We start from the raw sequence: 16,891 nt of genomic DNA, 5'->3' as shown, positions 1-16,891 counted from the left end.
ACCGAAGATCAACCGAACTGACGCGAGCATGGCTCGGGGATCAGGAGGAGACGTGGTGTCACCGGCGGCGACGCTTGCCCGGCGGCTCTGGGAGGCCGTGGAGCCACTGCACGCGGCGGTCTACTTCGCGCCCCGGGCGCGCGAGGTCGCGCTCGGCCTGGGCATGAGTGGGTACTGGATGGGGTACTTCTCGGCCCGCTCGGCCCCGCTGGGGGCCATCACCGCCGCGCCGGTGGCCGCCATGTTCTACAGCTTCGCGCCCGGGCGGGTGGCTCGCGCGCTGCCCGGGGCCTGGTCGCACGCGACGCCGGAGGCCGTCCTGGCGGCCCGGATCGACACCGCCGTCGAGGTGCTGAACCCGTATCTGGCCCGGGTCGGCCGCCCGGAGCAGGACCGGCTGGCCGGGTTGCTGGAGGCCGCGGCCGACGGGTGCGGATTCGACGGGCGCCCGCTGGCCGCGGCGTGGTCCCAGGTGGTCCGGCCCGACTGCGTGGCCGCGCGCATCTGGCTGGCGGCCACCGTGCTGCGGGAGCACCGCGGCGACGGGCACGTTCTGGCCTGCGTGCGCGAGGGCCTGGCCGGCATCGACGCACTGCTGACCCACGTCGCCACCGGTTCGGTCACCCGGGAGGTGCTGCAGCGCAACCGCGGCTGGAGTGACGAGGAGTGGGATGCGGGCAGGCGCCGGATGCGGGCCCGGCGGTTGATCGACGGTGACGGGCGGCTCACCCGGGTGGGCGGTGCGCTGCGCCGGGAGGTCGAGGACCGCACCGACATGCTGGCCGGCGACCCGGTGACCGCGCTGGGGCCCGCGGGGGCCGAGGCGGTGATCGACATCTGCACGCCGATCAGCGCGGCGCTCTACGACGCCGGCGCCATGACCGACCCGAATCCGATCGGCGTCCCGCGGCCCGGGCGCCGGGCGGGACGCTGAGCCGGCCCACTGCCCTCGGGGAACAAGGTCCGCCGTGTCCCCTCGGGGAACAATATTGCCCCGAGATGCTTTGTATAGCTAACATATGCGAAATTGGGTGCACGCTGTGGTGCTGCCGCTTCCCTGACGACCACGTGAACGGCGAAGACGAATAGTGCGAGATGACGACTGAGGCCGATACGACGAAATCACCGTTGGCGACCGACCCCGAAGCCGCGGTGGCCGAGACCGCGCGGCGACGCCGGCGCATCGACCACGAACACCCGTTCTACAAGTGGGTCGTGCTGTCCAACACCACGCTGGGCACCCTGCTGGCCACCATCAACGCCTCGATCGTGCTGATCTCGCTGCCGGCGATCTTCCGCGGCATCGGGCTGAACCCGCTGGCACCCGGCAACGTCAGCTACCTGCTGTGGATGCTGATGGGGTATCTGGTGGTCACCGCCGTGCTGGTGGTCCCGTTCGGCCGGATGGGCGACATGTACGGGCGGGTCCGCATCTACAACCTGGGCTTCATCGTCTTCACGCTCGCGGCGGTCGCGCTGTCCTTCGACCCGTTCCATCTCGGCAACGGAGCGCTGTGGCTGATCGCCTGGCGTGTGGTTCAGGGTGTCGGTGGCGCGATGCTGATGGCGTCGTCCTCGGCCATCCTGACCGACGCCTTCCCGGCCAACCAGCGCGGGATGGCGCTGGGCATCAACATGGTCGCCGCCGTCGCCGGGTCCTTCCTGGGGTTGCTGATCGGTGGCTTCCTGTCCGAATGGCACTGGAAGGCGATCTTCTGGGTCGGCGTTCCGATCGGGTTGCTGGGCACGGTGTGGAGCCTGCGCTCGCTACGGGAGATCGGCGCCAGGACACCGGGGCGGCTGGACTGGGCCGGCACCCTGACCTTCGGGGTGGGGCTCACGGTGCTGCTGGTCGGCATCACCTACGGAATTCAGCCCTACGGAGATTCGCCCACCGGGTGGACCAGCCCGTGGGTGCTCGGCTCGATCGCGGCGGGCCTGCTGCTGTTGGTGGCCTTCTGTTTCGTGGAGCTGCACGTCGCACAGCCGATGGTGGACATCCGGCTGTTCAAGTCCACCTCGTTCGGGATGGGCAACCTCGCCGGGCTGATGTCCTCGATGGGGCGCGGCGGGCTGCAGTTCATGCTCATCATCTGGCTGCAGGGCATCTGGCTGCCCCTGCACGGTTACACCTTCGAATCCACCCCGCTGTGGGCGGCGGTCTACATGTTGCCGATCACCGTCGGGTTCCTGATCGCGGGCCCCGTGGCGGGGCTGCTCTCCGACCGCTACGGCGCCCGCCCCTTCACCGTGGCCGGGATGGCGCTGATGGCCGGCTCGTTCGCCGCGCTGATGATGATCCCGGTCAACTTCGACTACTGGGTCTTCGCGCTGCTGATCTTCATCAACGGTCTGGGCGGCGGAATCTTCACCTCGCCCAACACCGCCGCGATCATGTCCAGCGTCCCGGCCGCGCAGCGCGGTGCCGCCTCCGGGGTGCGCGCGACGTTCTTCAACGCCGGGTCGTCGCTGTCGATCGGGGTGTTCTTCTCGCTGATGATCGTCGGCCTCGCGGCCACCCTGCCCGGTGCGTTGAGTTCCGGCCTGCAGGCCCAGGGTGTTTCGGCCGACGTCGCCAACCACGTCGCCGACCTGCCCCCGGTGGGCAGCCTGTTCGCGGCGTTCCTGGGCTACAACCCGATGGCCGAGCTGCTGGCGCCGTATCACGCGCTGCACCAGCCCGGCGTCAACGTCGAGGTGCTGACCGGTAAGACGTTCTTCCCGGATCTGATCACCGCGCCGTTCCACACCGGTCTGACGGTGGTGTTCACCGCCGCGGCGATCATGATGGTGATCGGCGGGATCGCCTCGCTGTTCAACCCGGGCCGCTACGCGGATGTCCCGGTGGCCGACGACAAGGCGTGAGCCGGCGGGCCCGCGACCGGCCCAGGGTGGGTCGTCACGGTAGGTCGACTCCGAAGACGCAATAGGCCAGGCACCAGACGACGGCAGCGGCGGCTGCACCGCCGATGCCCGCGGCGACCCCTCGCTGCCAGGCTGTCGCGTTGTGGACGGCAGGAATGCGTTCCGTGAGTGTTGCGCCCACCAACCCGATCACGATCACGACGACCCAGCCGATCCAGCCGGGGGGCGGTCCGCTCCTGTGCACTGGCCAGAACCTCGCTCGCCGTCGCCATGCCCATGCCGGTCTCCTCGGGTCACCTGGCGCTGTTGATTGGTGTATACCGCCACATGGTCGCGATCCGCATGAAACCGCTGATCCTCACCGCCGTGGGCCGCGAGCCCCATGTTGCCGATACCCGTCGGGTTCCTACCCGCCGGGCTGCTCTTAGGCCGGCCCGGCCGCGGATGGTTCCGCCTCCCAGCTCACTTGCGACGGCAGCGTCCCCGCGGCCACGAAAAAGCGTGCCGCGTCCCGCATCACGTCGTGGGGGATCAAGCATCGAGGGGAGAAACAGAAAGACTGACCGGCCCGGCGGAACCGCACGTCACCATCGCGACCATCGCGCGCTTGGACGTCGCCGATGCTGTGAAGGGGTCCGGTGGAACCATCGCCCGGTAGGAACAGCAGCAACCCGCCACCGGGATGTCCCAGGCCCAGGCTGAGCGCGCCGGCGGGACCGCTCAGCGACACCAGCACGGGATCGGAAACCCGCGCGGCGATCTCGTCGAGCACGTCGTCCAACGTCCGGGTGTCGACCATCGTGTCTTGGTCTTCCCAGCGCAGCAGCACGTCTCCACGCTATCCGACGATCCGGGATATGCGACCACCACTGAACCAGCCGGGGGGCGACGAGGCTGCCCTGACTCCCATGGGGCACCAACCAGGTTCGTCGCCCGTTCCTAACCGCCCAGCTCCACCAGTACCGGTGCGTGGTCGCTGGGCGCCACGGCCTTCGGTCCCTCGGCCCCCTTCTTGGCGGGACGCCGCTCGTCCTTGACGATCTCGGCGTCGGTGACGCGCCGGGCCAGCGCGGGGGAGCCCAGGATGAAGTCGATGCGCATGCCGCGGCGCTTCTGGAACGCCAATTGCGTGTAATCCCAATAGGTGTAGACACCGGGTCCGGGGGTGAACGGGCGCACCACGTCGGCGAACCGGGCGTCGTTGAGCGCCCGGAACGCGGCCCGCTCGGCGTCGGAGACGTGGGTCTTGCCCGCGAATGCGGCCATGTCCCAGACGTCCTCGTCCTCGGGGGCGATGTTCCAGTCGCCGACCAGGGCGATCGGCGCGTCCGGATCGTCGCTCAGCCAGCCGGCGGCCGTGTCACGCAGCGCGGCAAGCCACTCCAGCTTGTAGGTGTAGTGCGGGTCGTCCAGGGTGCGCCCGTTGGGAATGTAGAGGCTCCATACCCGGACCCCGCCGCAGGTGGCCCCGATGGCCCGCGCCTCGGCGGCCGCCTCCGCCTCGGGGTTGCCGTTCCACATCGGCTGTCCCTCGAACCCGATCTCCACGGCGTCCAGCCCGACCCGGGACGCGATCGCCACGCCGTTCCACTGGTTGACACCGACGTGTGCCACCTCGTAGCCCAGGGCGGCGAACGGCATCGTGGGGAACTGCGCGTCGGTGCACTTGGTCTCCTGCATCGCCAGCACATCGACATCGGCGCGGGCGAGCCAGTCGGTCACCCGGTCCACGCGGGTGCGGATCGAGTTGACGTTCCAGGTGGCCAGTCGCATGGGTTAGATCGTAGGCGGCAGCAGAGTGTGGGCATCGAGGTACCGCTGGCCGTGGTGCAGCCGGAAGCCCATCTCGTGGTAGAGCGTGATGGCCGGCTCGTTGTCGGTGAGCACCTGGACGTACACGCGGCTCGCGCCCCGGGCGCGGCCCCAGTCCGCCAGTGCCGCACAGACCGCGCGGGCATGCCCGCGCCGCCGGTGCGCGGCGGCCACCCGCACCGCCGAGATCCCCAGCCACGCGGTGCCGTCGGGTGCCGTGGTGACCGCCCCGCGGCCCACCGCGGCCCCGGGCACGGTGGCGAAGGACACCGCGCCGTCGACCACCGCCGTCAGCACGTCCAGCGGCACATTGCGCTCGTAGGTCTGCAGCCATCCCGCGTCGGGCGTCGGGGACGACGACACCCCGGTGGCGGAGCCCGCGCGGATGTCGGCGAGGTCGGCGACCATCACCCGGGTCGGTGTGGTGCCCGGTACCCGCACCGGCACCACCCGATCCGGGAGCGCCAGCCACGGCTGCAGGCCGCGGGCGCGGTAGAAGTCGGCGATCGCGGGTACCGCGGTCAGGTTGGCGGAGAAGTCCAGCGGCACGGCGGAATTCGCCCGGCTGGTGACGCCGTGGCCGAACCGGGCCAGCCAGCCGCCGATCCACTGCTGTTCGACTCCGGGCCAGGCCAGGGCCGCAGCGTGCTCGAGGTTGCGGATCTCGGAGGTCCGCACCGCGGCATAGGGCAGTTCGCGCGCCGCGACGATCTGCTCGGGCGCCATCTCGACGACGCCGTCGGACTTCGTCCGCACCGCCACCGCGGGCGACACCGATTCCAGGTGCCCGATCACGTCGGTGAGCCCACCGCCGGCGAGGCGGTAGCGGATCGACACCCGGGTGCCCGGGCGTGGCAGCTCCGGCCTGGGCATCAGCGGCTCAGTGCCCGAACGGATCCGGGCCCTCGCCCGGCGTCCACGACAGGCCGGGCACCCCCCAGCCGTGCGACTTCACCGCGCGCTTGGCGGCGCGGGCGTGCCGTCCGATCAGCCGGTCCAGATAGAGGAAGCCGTCCAGGTGGCCCGTCTCGTGCTGCAGCATCCGGGCGAACAGATCGTGACCCTCCAGGGTCACCGGTTTGCCCTCGCCGTCGAGTCCGGTCACCCGCGCCCAGCCGGCGCGCCCGGTCGGGAAGGACTCGCCCGGCACCGACAGACAACCCTCGTCGTCGTTGTCGGGGTCGGGCATGGTCTCGGGGACGTCGGAGGTCTCCAGCACCGGATTGACCACGACGCCACGGTGGCGGGTGGTCATGCCCTTCTCGTCGGCGCAGTCGTAGACGAAGACCCGCAGCGGTACGCCGATCTGGTTGGCGGCCAAGCCGACCCCGTACGCGGCGTCCATCGTCTCGAACATGTCGTCGATCAATTCGACGACGTCGGCCGGGAGGGTGCCGTCGTCGTTGACCGCCACCGGCTGGGTCGGATTGTGCAAGACGGGGTCGCCCACGATCACGATTGGTCGCACTGCCATGGTCGGCAAGCTTAAGTCAGCCGACGCGCGGTGTCGGGTGCCGTCCCAACAAGGCTGTCCGTGATTGAATGTTCGCCGGAACACCGCGCGAAGTACACGGATGTCATTTTCGATCATGCGGGCCAGGAGGCCGAGGGAGCGATATGGACGGCGGCGCAGCAAGGGCTGAGCGGACGGGGGACGACGCCGAGCTCACCGATGGTCTGACCCGCCGCGAGCACGACATCTTGGCGTTCGAACGGCAATGGTGGAAGTACGCCGGCGCCAAGGAAGAGGCCATCAAGGAGCTCTTCGGGTTGTCGGCTACGCGGTACTACCAGGTTCTCAACGCGCTCGTCGACCGGCCCGAGGCCCTGGCCGCCGACCCGATGCTGGTCAAGCGGCTGCGCCGGTTGCGGGCGAGCAGGCAGAAGGCCCGTGCGGCACGGCGACTCGGGTTCGAGGTCACCTGATCCCGGCGGTTTTTTCCATCGGGCCGGGCCGCGGCTAGGGTAGGCGCGATGAACGAGCGCGTCCCCGACTCCTCCGGGCTTCCCCTGCGCGCCATGGTGATGGTGCTGCTGTTCCTCGGTGTGGTCTTCCTGCTGGTCGCGTTCCAGGCCATGGGCGGCGGCGGCGGTGACTCCGACGAGGACAACGCCGCGACCACGGTCACCACGACCACCACCACGACGACGACCTCCGAGGAACCGGCCCCCCAGGCCGAGGTTCGCGTGTTCAACATCTCGGAGGTGGCCGGCGCGGCCGAACGGACCGCCAACGTCCTGCGTGATCAGGGCTGGAACGTCACCGAGACCGGCAACCTCGTGTTGCCCGACGTCCCGGTCACCACGGTGTATTTCGGCGGCGCCGAGGGTGAGCAGCAGGCCGCCGAGGAGGTGGGCCGCATCCTCGACGCCCCGGTGGAACCGCGCATTCCGCCGGTGGCTGAGCAACCACCGGGCGTGATCGTGGTCGTCACGGGATAAGCTCTGCGCATGGTCTCCGCTGCCACGCTCCGCGCCGTCACCGTCACCGCCCTTTTCGCCACGCCCGTCGCGCTGCTCAGTGCCTGTGCCCCGCCCGGGCAGGTGCCGGCGACGACACCCGGAACCACGCCGGCGATCTGGACCGGTTCGCCCGCACCGGAGCCCGCCGAGGGCATGGAGGGCACCGAGGAGACCGGGCAGGAAACCCAGGTCAGCGAGAGCGGCACGCTGGAGGTTCCGATGATGAACCCCAGCGGTCAGCAGGTGGCCACCGCGACCTTCGAGTTCTCGGAGAGCTACGCCACCGTCACCGTCGAGACGACCGGCCCCGGCAAGCTCGAACCCGGCTTCCACGGCATGCACATCCACACCGTCGGCAAGTGCGAGGCCAACTCGGTGGCCCCCGACGGCGGTGCCCCGGGGAACTTCCTGTCCGCCGGTGGGCACTGGAACGCGCCCGGGACGCAGGCCAGCGGCGCGGCGATGAGCGGACAGCTGCCGCCGCTGCTGGTGCGCGAGGACGGCTCGGGCATGCTGGTCACCGAAACCGACCGGTTCACCGAAGAGGATCTGCAGGCCGGCAACGGGACGGCGATCATGATCCACTCCGGCCCGGACAACTTCGCCAACATCCCCGAGGAACGCTACAACCAGGTCAACGGCACGCCGGGGCCCGACCAGAGCACCCTGGCCACCGGTGACGCCGGTTCGCGAGTCGCCTGCGGTGTCATCAGCGGCTCCTAACGCCGTCCCGGACGGGCCGGCGCGCATCGACTTCGCCGGCTCGCCGCGGCCGACCCTGGGCGTCGAGTGGGAGTTCGCCCTCGTCGACGCCGACACCCGGGACCTGTCGAACGAGGCGGCCGCGGTGATCGCCGAACTCGGCGAGAACCCGCACATCCACAAGGAACTGCTGCGCAACACCGTCGAGATCGTCACCGGCGTGTGCGACACCACCGCCGAGGCCATGGCGGATCTGCGCGCCACCCTGCGCACCGTCCGCGACGTCGTCGGCGCCCGCGGCATGGAGCTGTTCTGCGCGGGCACCCACCCGTTCGCGCAGTGGTCGACGCAGAAACTCACCGACGCTCCCCGCTACGCCGAGCTGATCAAGCGGACCCAGTGGTGGGGCCGGCAGATGCTGATCTGGGGAGTGCACGTGCACGTCGGGGTGTCCTCGGCGCAGAAGGTGATGCCGATCATCTCCTCGCTGCTCAACCAGTACCCGCACCTGCTGGCGCTCTCGGCGTCCTCCCCGTGGTGGGCCGGCGAGGACACCGGCTACGCCAGCAACCGGGCCATGATGTTCCAGCAGCTGCCCACGGCCGGGCTGCCGTTCCAGTTCCAGACCTGGTCGGAGTTCGAGGGCTTCGTCCACGACCAGAAGAAGACCGGCATCATCGACCACATCAACGAGGTCCGCTGGGACATCCGGCCCTCGCCGCACCTGGGCACCATCGAGATCCGGGTCTTCGACGGGGTGTCCAACCTGCGGGAGCTCTCGGCGCTCGTGGCGCTGACCCACTGCCTGGTCGTCGACCTCGACCACCGCCTCGACGCCGGGGAGACGCTGCCCATCATGCCGCCCTGGCACGTCCAGGAGAACAAGTGGCGCGCGGCCCGCTACGGCCTGGACGCCGTGATCATCCTCGACGCCGACAGCAACGAGCGGCTGGTCACCGACGACCTCGACGATCTGCTGACCCGGCTGGAACCCGTTGCGCGGCTCCTGGACTGCACCGACGAACTTGCCGCCGTCGCCGACATCCCGCGGCGCGGCGCCTCCTATCAACGCCAGCGGCGGGTGGCCGAGGAACACGACGGAGACCTGCGTGCGGTGGTGGACGCACTGATCGACGAACTCGACCTCTAGTCTGGAACGGTGAGCACGCATCGCATACCGCTGTTCCTGACGATGCTTGCCGTCGTCGCGGCCACGATGGTGGGCTGCGCCAAGACCGTCCCGGGAACCCCGCAGGCCGACCCGGCCTACGCCGGTGTGCCGCTGGAATCGGAGTCCTCGACCTCCCCGGGCGGGTCCGCGGCCCCGGGAGCGGACTCCACCTGCAGCGAGTACAAGACGTTCAACGACGTGCAGAAGCGGGCGGTGATCGACGCGATCAGCGAGGAGAACCAGCTCGTGGCCATGAATCCCGAACTGTGGATCGGGCTGGCGGACATGATGTGCACCTTCGCCGGGCCCACCACCAAGGTGGCCGACGCCGTCATCGGGAGCCCGCGGTAACCGTGCCGGTACGCCCCATGTTCCCGCTGGAGAGCGCGGTGCTGCCCGGCGACGAACTGCCGCTGCGGGTCTTCGAGCCGCGGTATTCGGCGCTGGTCGCCGACTGCCTGGCCGACGGCGACCGCGCGTTCGGCGTGGTGCTGATCGCCCAGGGCCGTGAGGTCGGCGGCGGTGACATGCGCTGCGACGTGGGCGTGCTGGCCCACATCGCCGAGCACCAGGAGCTCGGCGGCGGCCGGTACCGGCTGAGATGCCTGCTGGGCGAACGCATCCGTGTCGTGGAATGGCTGCCCGACGACCCCTACCCCCGGGCGCGGACCGAGGAGTGGCCCGACACCCCCGGCCCCGTCGCGGCCGACGAGCTGCGCTCGGTGGAGGACGACATCTGGGCGTTGTTCGAGCGGATCGCCTCGGCACGCGAGATGGCGCTGCCGCCCCGCGACGAGCTGCTGGCTCCCGCGGTCGCCGACGACACCGGCCGCTACCTGTACCGCCTGGCGTCCCGGCTGCCGATGGGCAGCGCGGACCGCTACGCGGTGCTGGCCGCGCCGTCGCCGGCGGACCGGCTGGTGGCCCTGCGCGAGGCGGTGGAGACCGTCACCGCCATGGTCGAGTTCCAGCTCGGCACGAACTGATCACCGGAACCGGCCCGCGGATTGTTCAGTCCCGGTCGTCCATCTCGTCGACGGTCAGGCGGTCCCTGCGCAGGTTCTCCCGGTAGGCCAGCTGACCGACCCGCTGGGCCACCACCGGGGCGGTGATCAGGGTGAACAGGCCGGTCAGGATGAGCATCCCGACATCGGCGTGGCCACGCAGCCGGATTGCGGCCCCGGCGAGCACCAGCAGCAGACCGAGCACCTGCGGCTTGGTGGCCGAGTGCATCCGCGACAGCGTGTCGGGGAAGCGGACGACGCCGATGGCCGCGGTCAGCGCCAGCACCGAGCCCGCCAGGATCAGCACCGCGCACAACACCTCCGAGACCATCACGGCCGCCCACGCTCCCGCCGTTCGTCGGGCACCCGGAACCGGGCGATGCTGACCGACCCGACGAAGCTGATCAACGCCAGCGCGGCCAGGCTGTAGGTGACCGTCGTGTCGAGGCTGAACGCCGCCCACGTGCCGATCGCGCACATCGTCACCGCGATCAGCGTGTCCAGTGCCACCAGGCGGTCCAGGGTGCTCGGCCCGGCCAGCAACCGGAACATCGTGGTGGCGGCAGCGGCGATCAGCAGCACGCCCGCGATGATCCACACGACGCTCATTGGGTTCCTCCGCTCTGCTCGTCCTGGTCGGCGGCCGAACGCCACTCGGCCTCCCGTTCGAACGTCGCCACCAGCAGCTGCTCCACCTTGGCGATCTGCCGGTAGAACTGCCGGACGGCGCGTTCCGAACCGACATCGATGACGTGCACGTAGATCAACCGGCGCACCTGGTCGATCTCCAGCACGATCGAGCCCGGAATCAGGTTGATGATGTTGACCGCCAGCGCCAGCACCAGGTCCGATTTGATGTGCAGGTTGGCCCGCATCACCGCCGCCAGCGGCGGCGGCGCCGGCCGGACCGCCAGCCACATCATCTGCACGCTGGACTGCACCAGATACCAGGCCACCCGCACGATCAGGTGCAGCAGCGACAGCGGGTGCAGCCGCCCCTCCACGGGCACCGGCGGCAGCGGCAGCAGCACCGTGATGAGCAGTGCGATCCCCAGCCCGCTGAGCAGGTTGGCCCAGGACACATCGCCCCACAGCAGCACCCAGACGAGCACCAGCCAGATCAGCGACCAGGCCCGCAGCGTGACCCGGCGGGTGCGGGCGGGGCCGGGACGCACGCTCATCCCTCATCACCCCGCTGACCGCCGATGACCGCCGAGACGTAGTTGCCGCGGTCCAGGATCTGCTCGGCGGCGCGCTCGCTGTAGCCGAAGATCGGGCCGGCCGCCACGGTGAGGATCAGCCCCACGCCGATCAGTGCCATCGTCGGCGCCAGCATCCCGAACGGAATGCGTCCCACGTCGGCGCGGTCGGCGTAGGCGATGTCCTCCGCGTCGTCGAGCAGCGCCACCGGGGTGGCCGACACCTGCCCCTCGGGGGCGTCGGCGCGGGCCCGCCAGAACGCCTTGGTCCACACCCGCACCACCACGTAGAGGGTCAGCAGACTGGTCAGCACCGAACCGGCCACCAGCGTCCACGCCAGCACCGAGCCGTTGGCGCCGCCGGCCTCCAGCAGCGCCACCTTGCCGATGAAACCGGAGAACGGCGGGATGCCGCCGAGGTTGAGCGCCGGCACCACGAACACGAACGCCAGCATGGGGCTGGCCGCGGCGAGCCCGCCGAGGCGGCGCAGCGTCGAGGCCCCGGCCTGACGCTCGATCAGACCCACCACCAGGAACAGCGTGGTCTGCACGATGATGTGGTGCGCCACGTAGTAGATGGCGCCCGACATGCCCAGCCGGCTGGACAGCGCGATCCCGAACACCATGTAGCCGATGTGGCTGACCAGCGTGAACGACAGCAGGCGTTTGATGTCGCTCTGGGCGATCGCGCCCAGGATCCCGACGAGCATGGTCAGCAACGCCGCCACCAGCAGCACCGGATCCAGTCCGCCGCTGGGGAACAGCAGCGAATGCGCGCGGATGATGGCGTAGACACCGACCTTGGTCAACAGGCCGGCGAACACCGCGGTGACCGGCGCCGGAGCGGTGGGGTAGGAGTCCGGCAGCCACGTCGACAGCGGGAACACGGCCGCCTTGATGCCGAAGGCCACCAGCAGCACCGCGAACAGCGCGCCGCGGGTGCCCTGCGGAACCTCGTCGAGGCGCACCGCCAACTCGGCCAGGTTCAGCGTCCCGGTGGCCGCGTACACCAGCGCGATGCCGAGCAGGAAGATCAGCGACGACACCATCGACACCATCACGTAGGCGATGCCGGCGCGGACCCGCTCCTCGCTGGCTCCGATGGTCAGCAGCACGAAGCTGGCGGCCAGCAGCACCTCGAAACCGACGAACAGGTTGAACAGGTCGCCGGCCAGGAACGCGTTGCACACGCCCGCCGCGAGCACCAGATAGGTGGGCAGGAAGATCGACACCGGCTGGCGGTCGTCGCCGTCGCGGATGCCCTGGCCGATCGCGTAGAACACCACCGCCAGCAGCACGATCGTCGACACCACCAGCATCAGCGCCGAGAGCCGGTCGGCCACCAGGGTGATGCCCAGCGGACCCATGCCGGGCACCGAGGGACCCCAGCCGCCGACCTGCAGGGCCATCGTGCCGTAGCGGTCCACCACCACCAGAAGCGCGGCGCTGACCCCGAACACCGCGGCCAGCGCGCCCAGGGCGATGTAGCGCTGCAGCCGGGGACGCCGGCCCGCGATCAGCGTCGCCGCGGCGGCGATCATCGAGATCAGCACCGGCAGCGGGATCAGCACCTGGCCCAGGTGCGCGGCGCTCACCGGGAGCCCTCGTGGCCGGGCAGCGCGTCGAGTTCGTCGGGCGCGTCGGTGTCGGGGGAGACCACCTCGGGCTGGCCGATGGCCCTCTCCTCGGCGTCGGATTCGGACTGCTGCGACACCCGCGCATCCTCGGGATCGTCGTAGACATCCTCGGCGGTGGTCAGCCGGTAGGCCCGGTAGGTCAGGGCCAACACGAACGCCGCGATCCCCATGGTGATCACGATCGCGGTGAGGATCATCGCCTGCGCCAGCGGATCGGCGGTGGTGTCGGCCACGGCGTCGCCGCGGCCCCGTACCGGCGGATTGCCCGACGGCCCGCCGGCGGTGAGGATCAGCAGGTTGATCGCGTTGCTGACCAGCAGCAGGCCCAGCAACATGCGGGTCAGGTTGCGTTCCAGCAGCAGATAGACCCCGCAGGTGGTCAGTACGCCGATGATGATCAGCGGCATTACGTAGGTTGTCATCGGCGTACCGCCCCGGCCGCGATCTCTTCGTCGATGCGCGCGCCCAGGCTGCGCAGCACGTCGAGTACCAGGCCGACCACGATCAGGTACACCCCCAGGTCGAAGAACAACGAGGTCATGAACTTCAGCTGACCCAGCACCGGCAGGTCGAGGCTGATCAGCGCCGAGGACAACGCGGGCGCCCCGACCAGCACCGAGGCCACCGCCGTCCCCGCCGACAGGGCCAGCCCGGCGCCCAGGATCTTGCCGGCGTCCAGCGGCAGCGTCTCGCCGAGCTCGTAGCGCCCCCCGGCCAGGTAGCGCAGCACCAACGCCAGGCCCGCGGTGAGCCCCCCGGCGAAGCCGCCGCCGGGCGTGTTGTGGCCGGTGAAGAAGAAGTACGCCGAGAGCACCATGATCAGCGGGAAGATGATGCGCGTCGCGACCTCCAGCACCAGCGAGCGGTAGCGCGGGTCGCGGTAGTCGCTGCCGCGCAGCCAGGTGATGTCACTGACCGCGGGACTGTAGGGGCTGGCGGCCAGCACCGGCCCGATGTCGGGCTGCCCGGCGGCCAGCGGGATCCGGGGCGCCCCGCCGAACCGGCGGTGCCGGAACACCAGGGAGGCCACCCCGGTGGCGGCCACCACCAGCACCGACACCTCGCCGAGGGTGTCCCAGGCGCGGATGTCGACCAGGATGACGTTGACGGTGTTGCCGCCGTGGCCGCGGTAGTAGGCGGCGTCGGGCAGCAGTTCGGCCAGCGGCGTGGCGGTGCGCGCGGCCACCGCGACGGCGCCCAGCGTCGAGACCGTCGCGCCGACCGCGAAGGCCAGCAGCGCCCGCGGCAGCCGGTGCTGGCGCATGGCCGCACCGTCGGACTCGGCGGGCAGCGTCCGCAACACCAGCACGAAGATCACCAGCGTCAGGGTTTCCACCAGGAACTGGGTCAGGGCCAGGTCGGGGGCGCCGTGCAGCGCGAAGATGGTGCCGCAGCCGTACCCGGTCACCCCCACCAGCAGCACCGCGGCCAGCCGGTTGCGCATCATCGTCGCCCCGATCGCGCCGCCCACCATCAGCAGGCCGACCGTGGGTTGCAGCGGGCCCTCCCAGAACCGCAGCTCGGGCCGGTTGCGCCCGCCCAGCGTGAGCACCACCATCGGCAGCGCCACCAGGGTCAGCAGGATCGCCGACTGGGTGGCCGGGATCGACCCGCGCTGAGTGGCGCCGGTCAGCTTGAAGGCGGCGTAGTCCAGATACCGCAGGGCCGCGTCGTACACGCGGTCGGCGTTGCCCAGCGGCAGCCAGTCCACCCGGGTGCGGCGCAGCCGGCCCCGGGCCAGGAACGAGCCGATGCCGACCGCCAGGACCAGCGCCGAGAGCAGCAGCGGCAGGGTGAAGCCGTGCCAGAGCGCGAGGTGGTATTTGTAGCCGCCGGGCACCGAGTCGGCGTAGGCGTCGAGCATCTTCTCCAGCAGCCCGGGCACCAGACCGAACACCAGGCCCGCGGCGGCCAGCACCCCGGGCGCCAGCAGGAAGGTCACCGTCGGCGGGTGCAGCTCGGCCACCCGGGTGCTCGGCTGGTTGCGGCCCTTGCGGGCGAAGGCGCCCCACAGGAACCGCAGGCTGTAGATCGTCGTGAACACCGAGCCGAGGACGACCCCGGCCAGCACCCACGGTCCGAACGGCCCTAGCGCCCTGCTGTGCAACAGCGTCTCCAGGGCGCCCTCCTTGGCGACGAACCCCAGGAACGGCGGGATCGCCGCCATGCTCGCGGCGGCGCCCGCGGCGATGACGAACAGCGCGGGCAGTCGGTGCCCGAGCCAGGCGAGCCGGCGGATGTCGCGGGTGCCGGTGGAGTGGTCGATGATCCCGACGACCATGAACAGGGCGGCCTTGAACATGGCGTGGGCGAACAGCATGGCCAGGCCGACCAGCATCAGGTCGGCGCCGCCGGAGCCCACCAACAGGGTGATCAGGCCGAGCTGGCTGACCGTGCCGAAGGCGAGGATGAGCTTGAGGTCGTACTCGCGAATCGCGCGCCAGCCGGCCAGCAGCATGGTGGCCAACCCCAGGCCGACGATCACCGGGCGCCACATCAGGGTGTCGGCGAAGCCCGGGGTCATCCGGGCGATCAGGTAGACCCCGGCCTTGACCATCGCCGCCGCGTGCAGGTAGGCGCTGACCGGGGTCGGAGCGGCCATCGCCCCCGGCAGCCAGAAGTGCATCGGGATGATGGCCGACTTGCTCAGCGCGCCGACCAGCACGAGCACCAGCCCGACGTTGATGGCGGTGCCGCCCGGACCCTGCGCGATGAGCGCCGAGAGCAGATAGGTGCCCGAGTACTGGCCCAGGATGACGATCCCGACCAGCATGGCCAGCCCGCCGGCGGTGGTGACCATCAGCGCCTGGGTGGCCGCCCGGCGGCTGGTGGCCCGTTCGGCGTAGTGGCCGACGAGCAGGAACGACAGCACCGACGTCAGTTCCCAGAACACGTAGAGCAGCAGCATGTTGTCGCTGACCACCAGACCGAACATGGCCCCGGAGAACGCGACCAGTTCGGCGGCGAAACTGGGCAGCCGCGGTTCGGTGTGCTCGTCGCGGTGGTGGAAGTACTGCCCGCAGTAGAACAGCACCAGGGCGCCCACGCTGAGCACCAGCACGCTCATGATCGCCGCGAGGGTGTCGAAGCGCAGGTCGATGTCCATCGACAGCGACGGCACCCAGCTGATGGTGACGCGGTGGTCGTCGGACTGGTCGGCCGGGAAGTTGGCCGCCACCCACACCAGTGAGCCCAGCGGGACCAGCGCCAATGGATAGAAGGCCCGCCGACCCCACCGGTGCACCAGTGCGGGCGCCAACGCCGTCGCGACCGCGTGGGCCAGCAGGATGGCGAGCACGGCACTCCGATCTGGGGGTCTTCGGTCGGGGTGTCAGCCGAAAATTCCGGACGAGAAATCTTGGCTTGGTCGCGAGTGAGTCTACGGGGAGGCGGGTTTCGTCGAGTCGTCGCGAGCGCCGTGGCACGGTAGAGCCATGTCAGAGTCACCTGGTCGCGCCGATGACGCCGGGCGGATCGTCTCCGCCGGCCGCGAGGTCGCCGCCCCCGCCGCCGTCGTCTTCGAGCTCATCGCCGACCCGTCCCAGCAGCCCCGCTGGGACGGCAACGACAACCTGGCCGCCGCGCCGACGGGGCATCGGGTGCGCGGCGTCGGCGAGGTGTTCTCGATGACGCTGACCAACGGCGCGCGCCGCGACAACCACGTCGTGGAGTTCGAGGAGGGCCGGCGGATCGCGTGGCGGCCCTCCGAACCCGGTGCGGCGCCGCCCGGTCACCTGTGGCGCTGGGAGCTCAGCCCGATCGACGGGCAGCGCACCCGGGTCACCCACACCTACGACTGGACGCAGCTGTCCGACCCCGCGCGCGAGGAGCGGGCCCGGGCCACCACCGCCGAGCGGCTGCGCGGCTCCCTGGACCGCCTCGCCGCCCTGGCCGAGGAGCGGGCCGAGGGGAAGTAGCGGGTCGACGGGGCTTCGGTCCTGGCGCATCGAGTGTGCGCTCAGTCGGATGCCCGGCGCTTCACCCCGATCTGCACGCACGTTCGGTGCGGGTAGGGCGGGATGCGGGTGTGGTGGGTAG

General features: G+C 70.5%; 19 protein-coding genes. 9 read left to right on the top strand and 10 right to left on the bottom strand.

Features of this window, described 5'->3' with window-relative positions:
* Positions 1 to 52: 52 nt before the first annotated feature.
* Complete coding sequence (locus tag CSR00_RS14565; protein WP_099023128.1) at positions 53 to 934, top strand: SCO6745 family protein; 882 nt, start codon at positions 53 to 55, stop codon at positions 932 to 934.
* 161 nt (positions 935 to 1,095) lie between these two features.
* Positions 1,096 to 2,865 (top strand): MFS transporter, encoded by a 1,770-nt coding sequence (locus CSR00_RS14560; RefSeq protein ID WP_099023127.1) that lies wholly within the window; start codon positions 1,096 to 1,098, stop codon positions 2,863 to 2,865.
* Positions 2,866 to 3,289: 424 nt separating this feature from the next.
* On the opposite strand, the gene CSR00_RS14555 is transcribed toward CSR00_RS14560, so the two are convergent.
* From CSR00_RS14555 to CSR00_RS14540, 4 genes are all read right to left on the bottom strand, one after another.
* On the bottom strand, positions 3,290 to 3,694 hold the full coding sequence (locus tag CSR00_RS14555; RefSeq protein WP_099023126.1) for an Imm1 family immunity protein: 405 nt from the start codon (positions 3,692 to 3,694) through the stop codon (positions 3,290 to 3,292).
* A 110-nt stretch (positions 3,695 to 3,804) separates the two neighbouring features.
* Complete coding sequence (locus CSR00_RS14550; RefSeq protein WP_099023125.1) at positions 3,805 to 4,638, bottom strand: exodeoxyribonuclease III; 834 nt, start codon at positions 4,636 to 4,638, stop codon at positions 3,805 to 3,807.
* 3 nt (positions 4,639 to 4,641) lie between these two features.
* A complete protein-coding gene (locus tag CSR00_RS14545; protein ID WP_099023124.1) occupies positions 4,642 to 5,550 on the bottom strand; it encodes an N-acetylglutamate synthase, CG3035 family in 909 nt (302 codons plus the stop codon).
* A 7-nt stretch (positions 5,551 to 5,557) separates the two neighbouring features.
* Positions 5,558 to 6,151, bottom strand: coding sequence for a peptide deformylase (locus CSR00_RS14540; protein ID WP_099023123.1), 594 nt, complete (start codon positions 6,149 to 6,151; stop codon positions 5,558 to 5,560).
* A gap of 143 nt (positions 6,152 to 6,294) precedes the next feature.
* On the opposite strand from CSR00_RS14540, the gene CSR00_RS14535 reads away from it, so the two are divergent.
* From CSR00_RS14535 to CSR00_RS14510, 6 genes are read left to right on the top strand one after another with little or no spacing between them, the layout of a single operon-like run.
* Positions 6,295 to 6,603 (top strand): nucleoid-associated protein NapA, encoded by a 309-nt coding sequence (locus tag CSR00_RS14535; protein ID WP_099023122.1) that lies wholly within the window; start codon positions 6,295 to 6,297, stop codon positions 6,601 to 6,603.
* Between the two features lie 48 nt (positions 6,604 to 6,651).
* Positions 6,652 to 7,119 (top strand): LytR C-terminal domain-containing protein, encoded by a 468-nt coding sequence (locus tag CSR00_RS14530; RefSeq protein WP_099023121.1) that lies wholly within the window; start codon positions 6,652 to 6,654, stop codon positions 7,117 to 7,119.
* A gap of 9 nt (positions 7,120 to 7,128) precedes the next feature.
* On the top strand, positions 7,129 to 7,863 hold the full coding sequence (gene sodC / locus CSR00_RS14525) for a superoxide dismutase[Cu-Zn] (RefSeq protein WP_099023120.1): 735 nt from the start codon (positions 7,129 to 7,131) through the stop codon (positions 7,861 to 7,863).
* A complete protein-coding gene (locus CSR00_RS14520; protein ID WP_099023119.1) occupies positions 7,844 to 8,992 on the top strand; it encodes a glutamate--cysteine ligase in 1,149 nt (382 codons plus the stop codon). The genes sodC and CSR00_RS14520 overlap by 20 nt, the downstream gene beginning before the upstream one ends.
* Before the next feature lie 9 nt (positions 8,993 to 9,001).
* Positions 9,002 to 9,364 carry a hypothetical protein gene (locus tag CSR00_RS14515; protein ID WP_099023118.1) on the top strand — a complete coding sequence of 121 codons (363 nt, stop codon included), beginning with the start codon at positions 9,002 to 9,004 and terminating at the stop codon, positions 9,362 to 9,364.
* A gap of 2 nt (positions 9,365 to 9,366) precedes the next feature.
* On the top strand, positions 9,367 to 9,999 hold the full coding sequence (locus CSR00_RS14510; protein WP_099023117.1) for an LON peptidase substrate-binding domain-containing protein: 633 nt from the start codon (positions 9,367 to 9,369) through the stop codon (positions 9,997 to 9,999).
* Positions 10,000 to 10,024: 25 nt separating this feature from the next.
* Here the strand turns inward: CSR00_RS14510 and mnhG are convergent, their stop codons facing one another.
* The 6 genes from mnhG to CSR00_RS14480 are packed head-to-tail and all read right to left on the bottom strand — an operon-like array spanning position 10,025 to position 16,151.
* The gene (mnhG, locus tag CSR00_RS14505; RefSeq protein ID WP_407662447.1) at positions 10,025 to 10,348 is read right to left on the bottom strand and encodes a monovalent cation/H(+) antiporter subunit G; all 324 of its coding nucleotides are present in this window, start codon (positions 10,346 to 10,348) and stop codon (positions 10,025 to 10,027) included.
* A complete protein-coding gene (locus CSR00_RS14500; RefSeq protein WP_099023115.1) occupies positions 10,348 to 10,626 on the bottom strand; it encodes a monovalent cation/H+ antiporter complex subunit F in 279 nt (92 codons plus the stop codon). Before CSR00_RS14500 ends, mnhG begins: the two co-directional genes overlap by 1 nt.
* A complete protein-coding gene (locus CSR00_RS14495) occupies positions 10,623 to 11,198 on the bottom strand; it encodes a Na+/H+ antiporter subunit E (RefSeq protein ID WP_099023114.1) in 576 nt (191 codons plus the stop codon). The genes CSR00_RS14500 and CSR00_RS14495 overlap by 4 nt, the downstream gene beginning before the upstream one ends.
* Complete coding sequence (locus tag CSR00_RS14490; RefSeq protein ID WP_099023113.1) at positions 11,195 to 12,811, bottom strand: Na+/H+ antiporter subunit D; 1,617 nt, start codon at positions 12,809 to 12,811, stop codon at positions 11,195 to 11,197. The genes CSR00_RS14495 and CSR00_RS14490 overlap by 4 nt, the downstream gene beginning before the upstream one ends.
* Entirely contained in the window at positions 12,808 to 13,275 is a 468-nt protein-coding gene (locus CSR00_RS14485) for a Na(+)/H(+) antiporter subunit C (RefSeq protein ID WP_099023112.1), read from the bottom strand. Before CSR00_RS14485 ends, CSR00_RS14490 begins: the two co-directional genes overlap by 4 nt.
* Entirely contained in the window at positions 13,272 to 16,151 is a 2,880-nt protein-coding gene (locus CSR00_RS14480; protein ID WP_099023111.1) for a Na+/H+ antiporter subunit A, read from the bottom strand. Before CSR00_RS14480 ends, CSR00_RS14485 begins: the two co-directional genes overlap by 4 nt.
* A gap of 136 nt (positions 16,152 to 16,287) precedes the next feature.
* Here CSR00_RS14480 and CSR00_RS14475 point away from each other — a divergent pair, with 136 nt between their 5' ends.
* Positions 16,288 to 16,770 (top strand): SRPBCC family protein, encoded by a 483-nt coding sequence (locus CSR00_RS14475; protein ID WP_099023110.1) that lies wholly within the window; start codon positions 16,288 to 16,290, stop codon positions 16,768 to 16,770.
* Positions 16,771 to 16,891 lie beyond the last annotated feature (121 nt).

It is taken from the genome of Mycolicibacterium palauense, assembly GCF_002592005.1.
In the GTDB taxonomy this organism is placed as follows: Bacteria; Actinomycetota; Actinomycetes; order Mycobacteriales; family Mycobacteriaceae; genus Mycobacterium; species Mycobacterium palauense.
This window is presented reverse-complemented; position numbering and strand designations above follow the sequence as displayed.

Coding starts and splice junctions, on each gene's coding strand:
- CSR00_RS14560 (WP_099023127.1), top strand. CDS start 1,096: ATGACGACTGAGGCCGATACGACGAAATCACCGTTGGCGACCGACCCC.
- CSR00_RS14550 (WP_099023125.1), bottom strand. CDS start 4,638: ATGCGACTGGCCACCTGGAACGTCAACTCGATCCGCACCCGCGTGGAC.
- CSR00_RS14545 (WP_099023124.1), bottom strand. CDS start 5,550: ATGCCCAGGCCGGAGCTGCCACGCCCGGGCACCCGGGTGTCGATCCGC.
- CSR00_RS14540 (WP_099023123.1), bottom strand. CDS start 6,151: ATGGCAGTGCGACCAATCGTGATCGTGGGCGACCCCGTCTTGCACAAT.
- CSR00_RS14535 (WP_099023122.1), top strand. CDS start 6,295: ATGGACGGCGGCGCAGCAAGGGCTGAGCGGACGGGGGACGACGCCGAG.
- CSR00_RS14530 (WP_099023121.1), top strand. CDS start 6,652: ATGAACGAGCGCGTCCCCGACTCCTCCGGGCTTCCCCTGCGCGCCATG.
- sodC (WP_099023120.1), top strand. CDS start 7,129: ATGGTCTCCGCTGCCACGCTCCGCGCCGTCACCGTCACCGCCCTTTTC.
- mnhG (WP_407662447.1), bottom strand. CDS start 10,348: ATGGTCTCGGAGGTGTTGTGCGCGGTGCTGATCCTGGCGGGCTCGGTG.
- CSR00_RS14500 (WP_099023115.1), bottom strand. CDS start 10,626: ATGAGCGTCGTGTGGATCATCGCGGGCGTGCTGCTGATCGCCGCTGCC.
- CSR00_RS14495 (WP_099023114.1), bottom strand. CDS start 11,198: ATGAGCGTGCGTCCCGGCCCCGCCCGCACCCGCCGGGTCACGCTGCGG.
- CSR00_RS14485 (WP_099023112.1), bottom strand. CDS start 13,275: ATGACAACCTACGTAATGCCGCTGATCATCATCGGCGTACTGACCACC.
- CSR00_RS14475 (WP_099023110.1), top strand. CDS start 16,288: ATGTCAGAGTCACCTGGTCGCGCCGATGACGCCGGGCGGATCGTCTCC.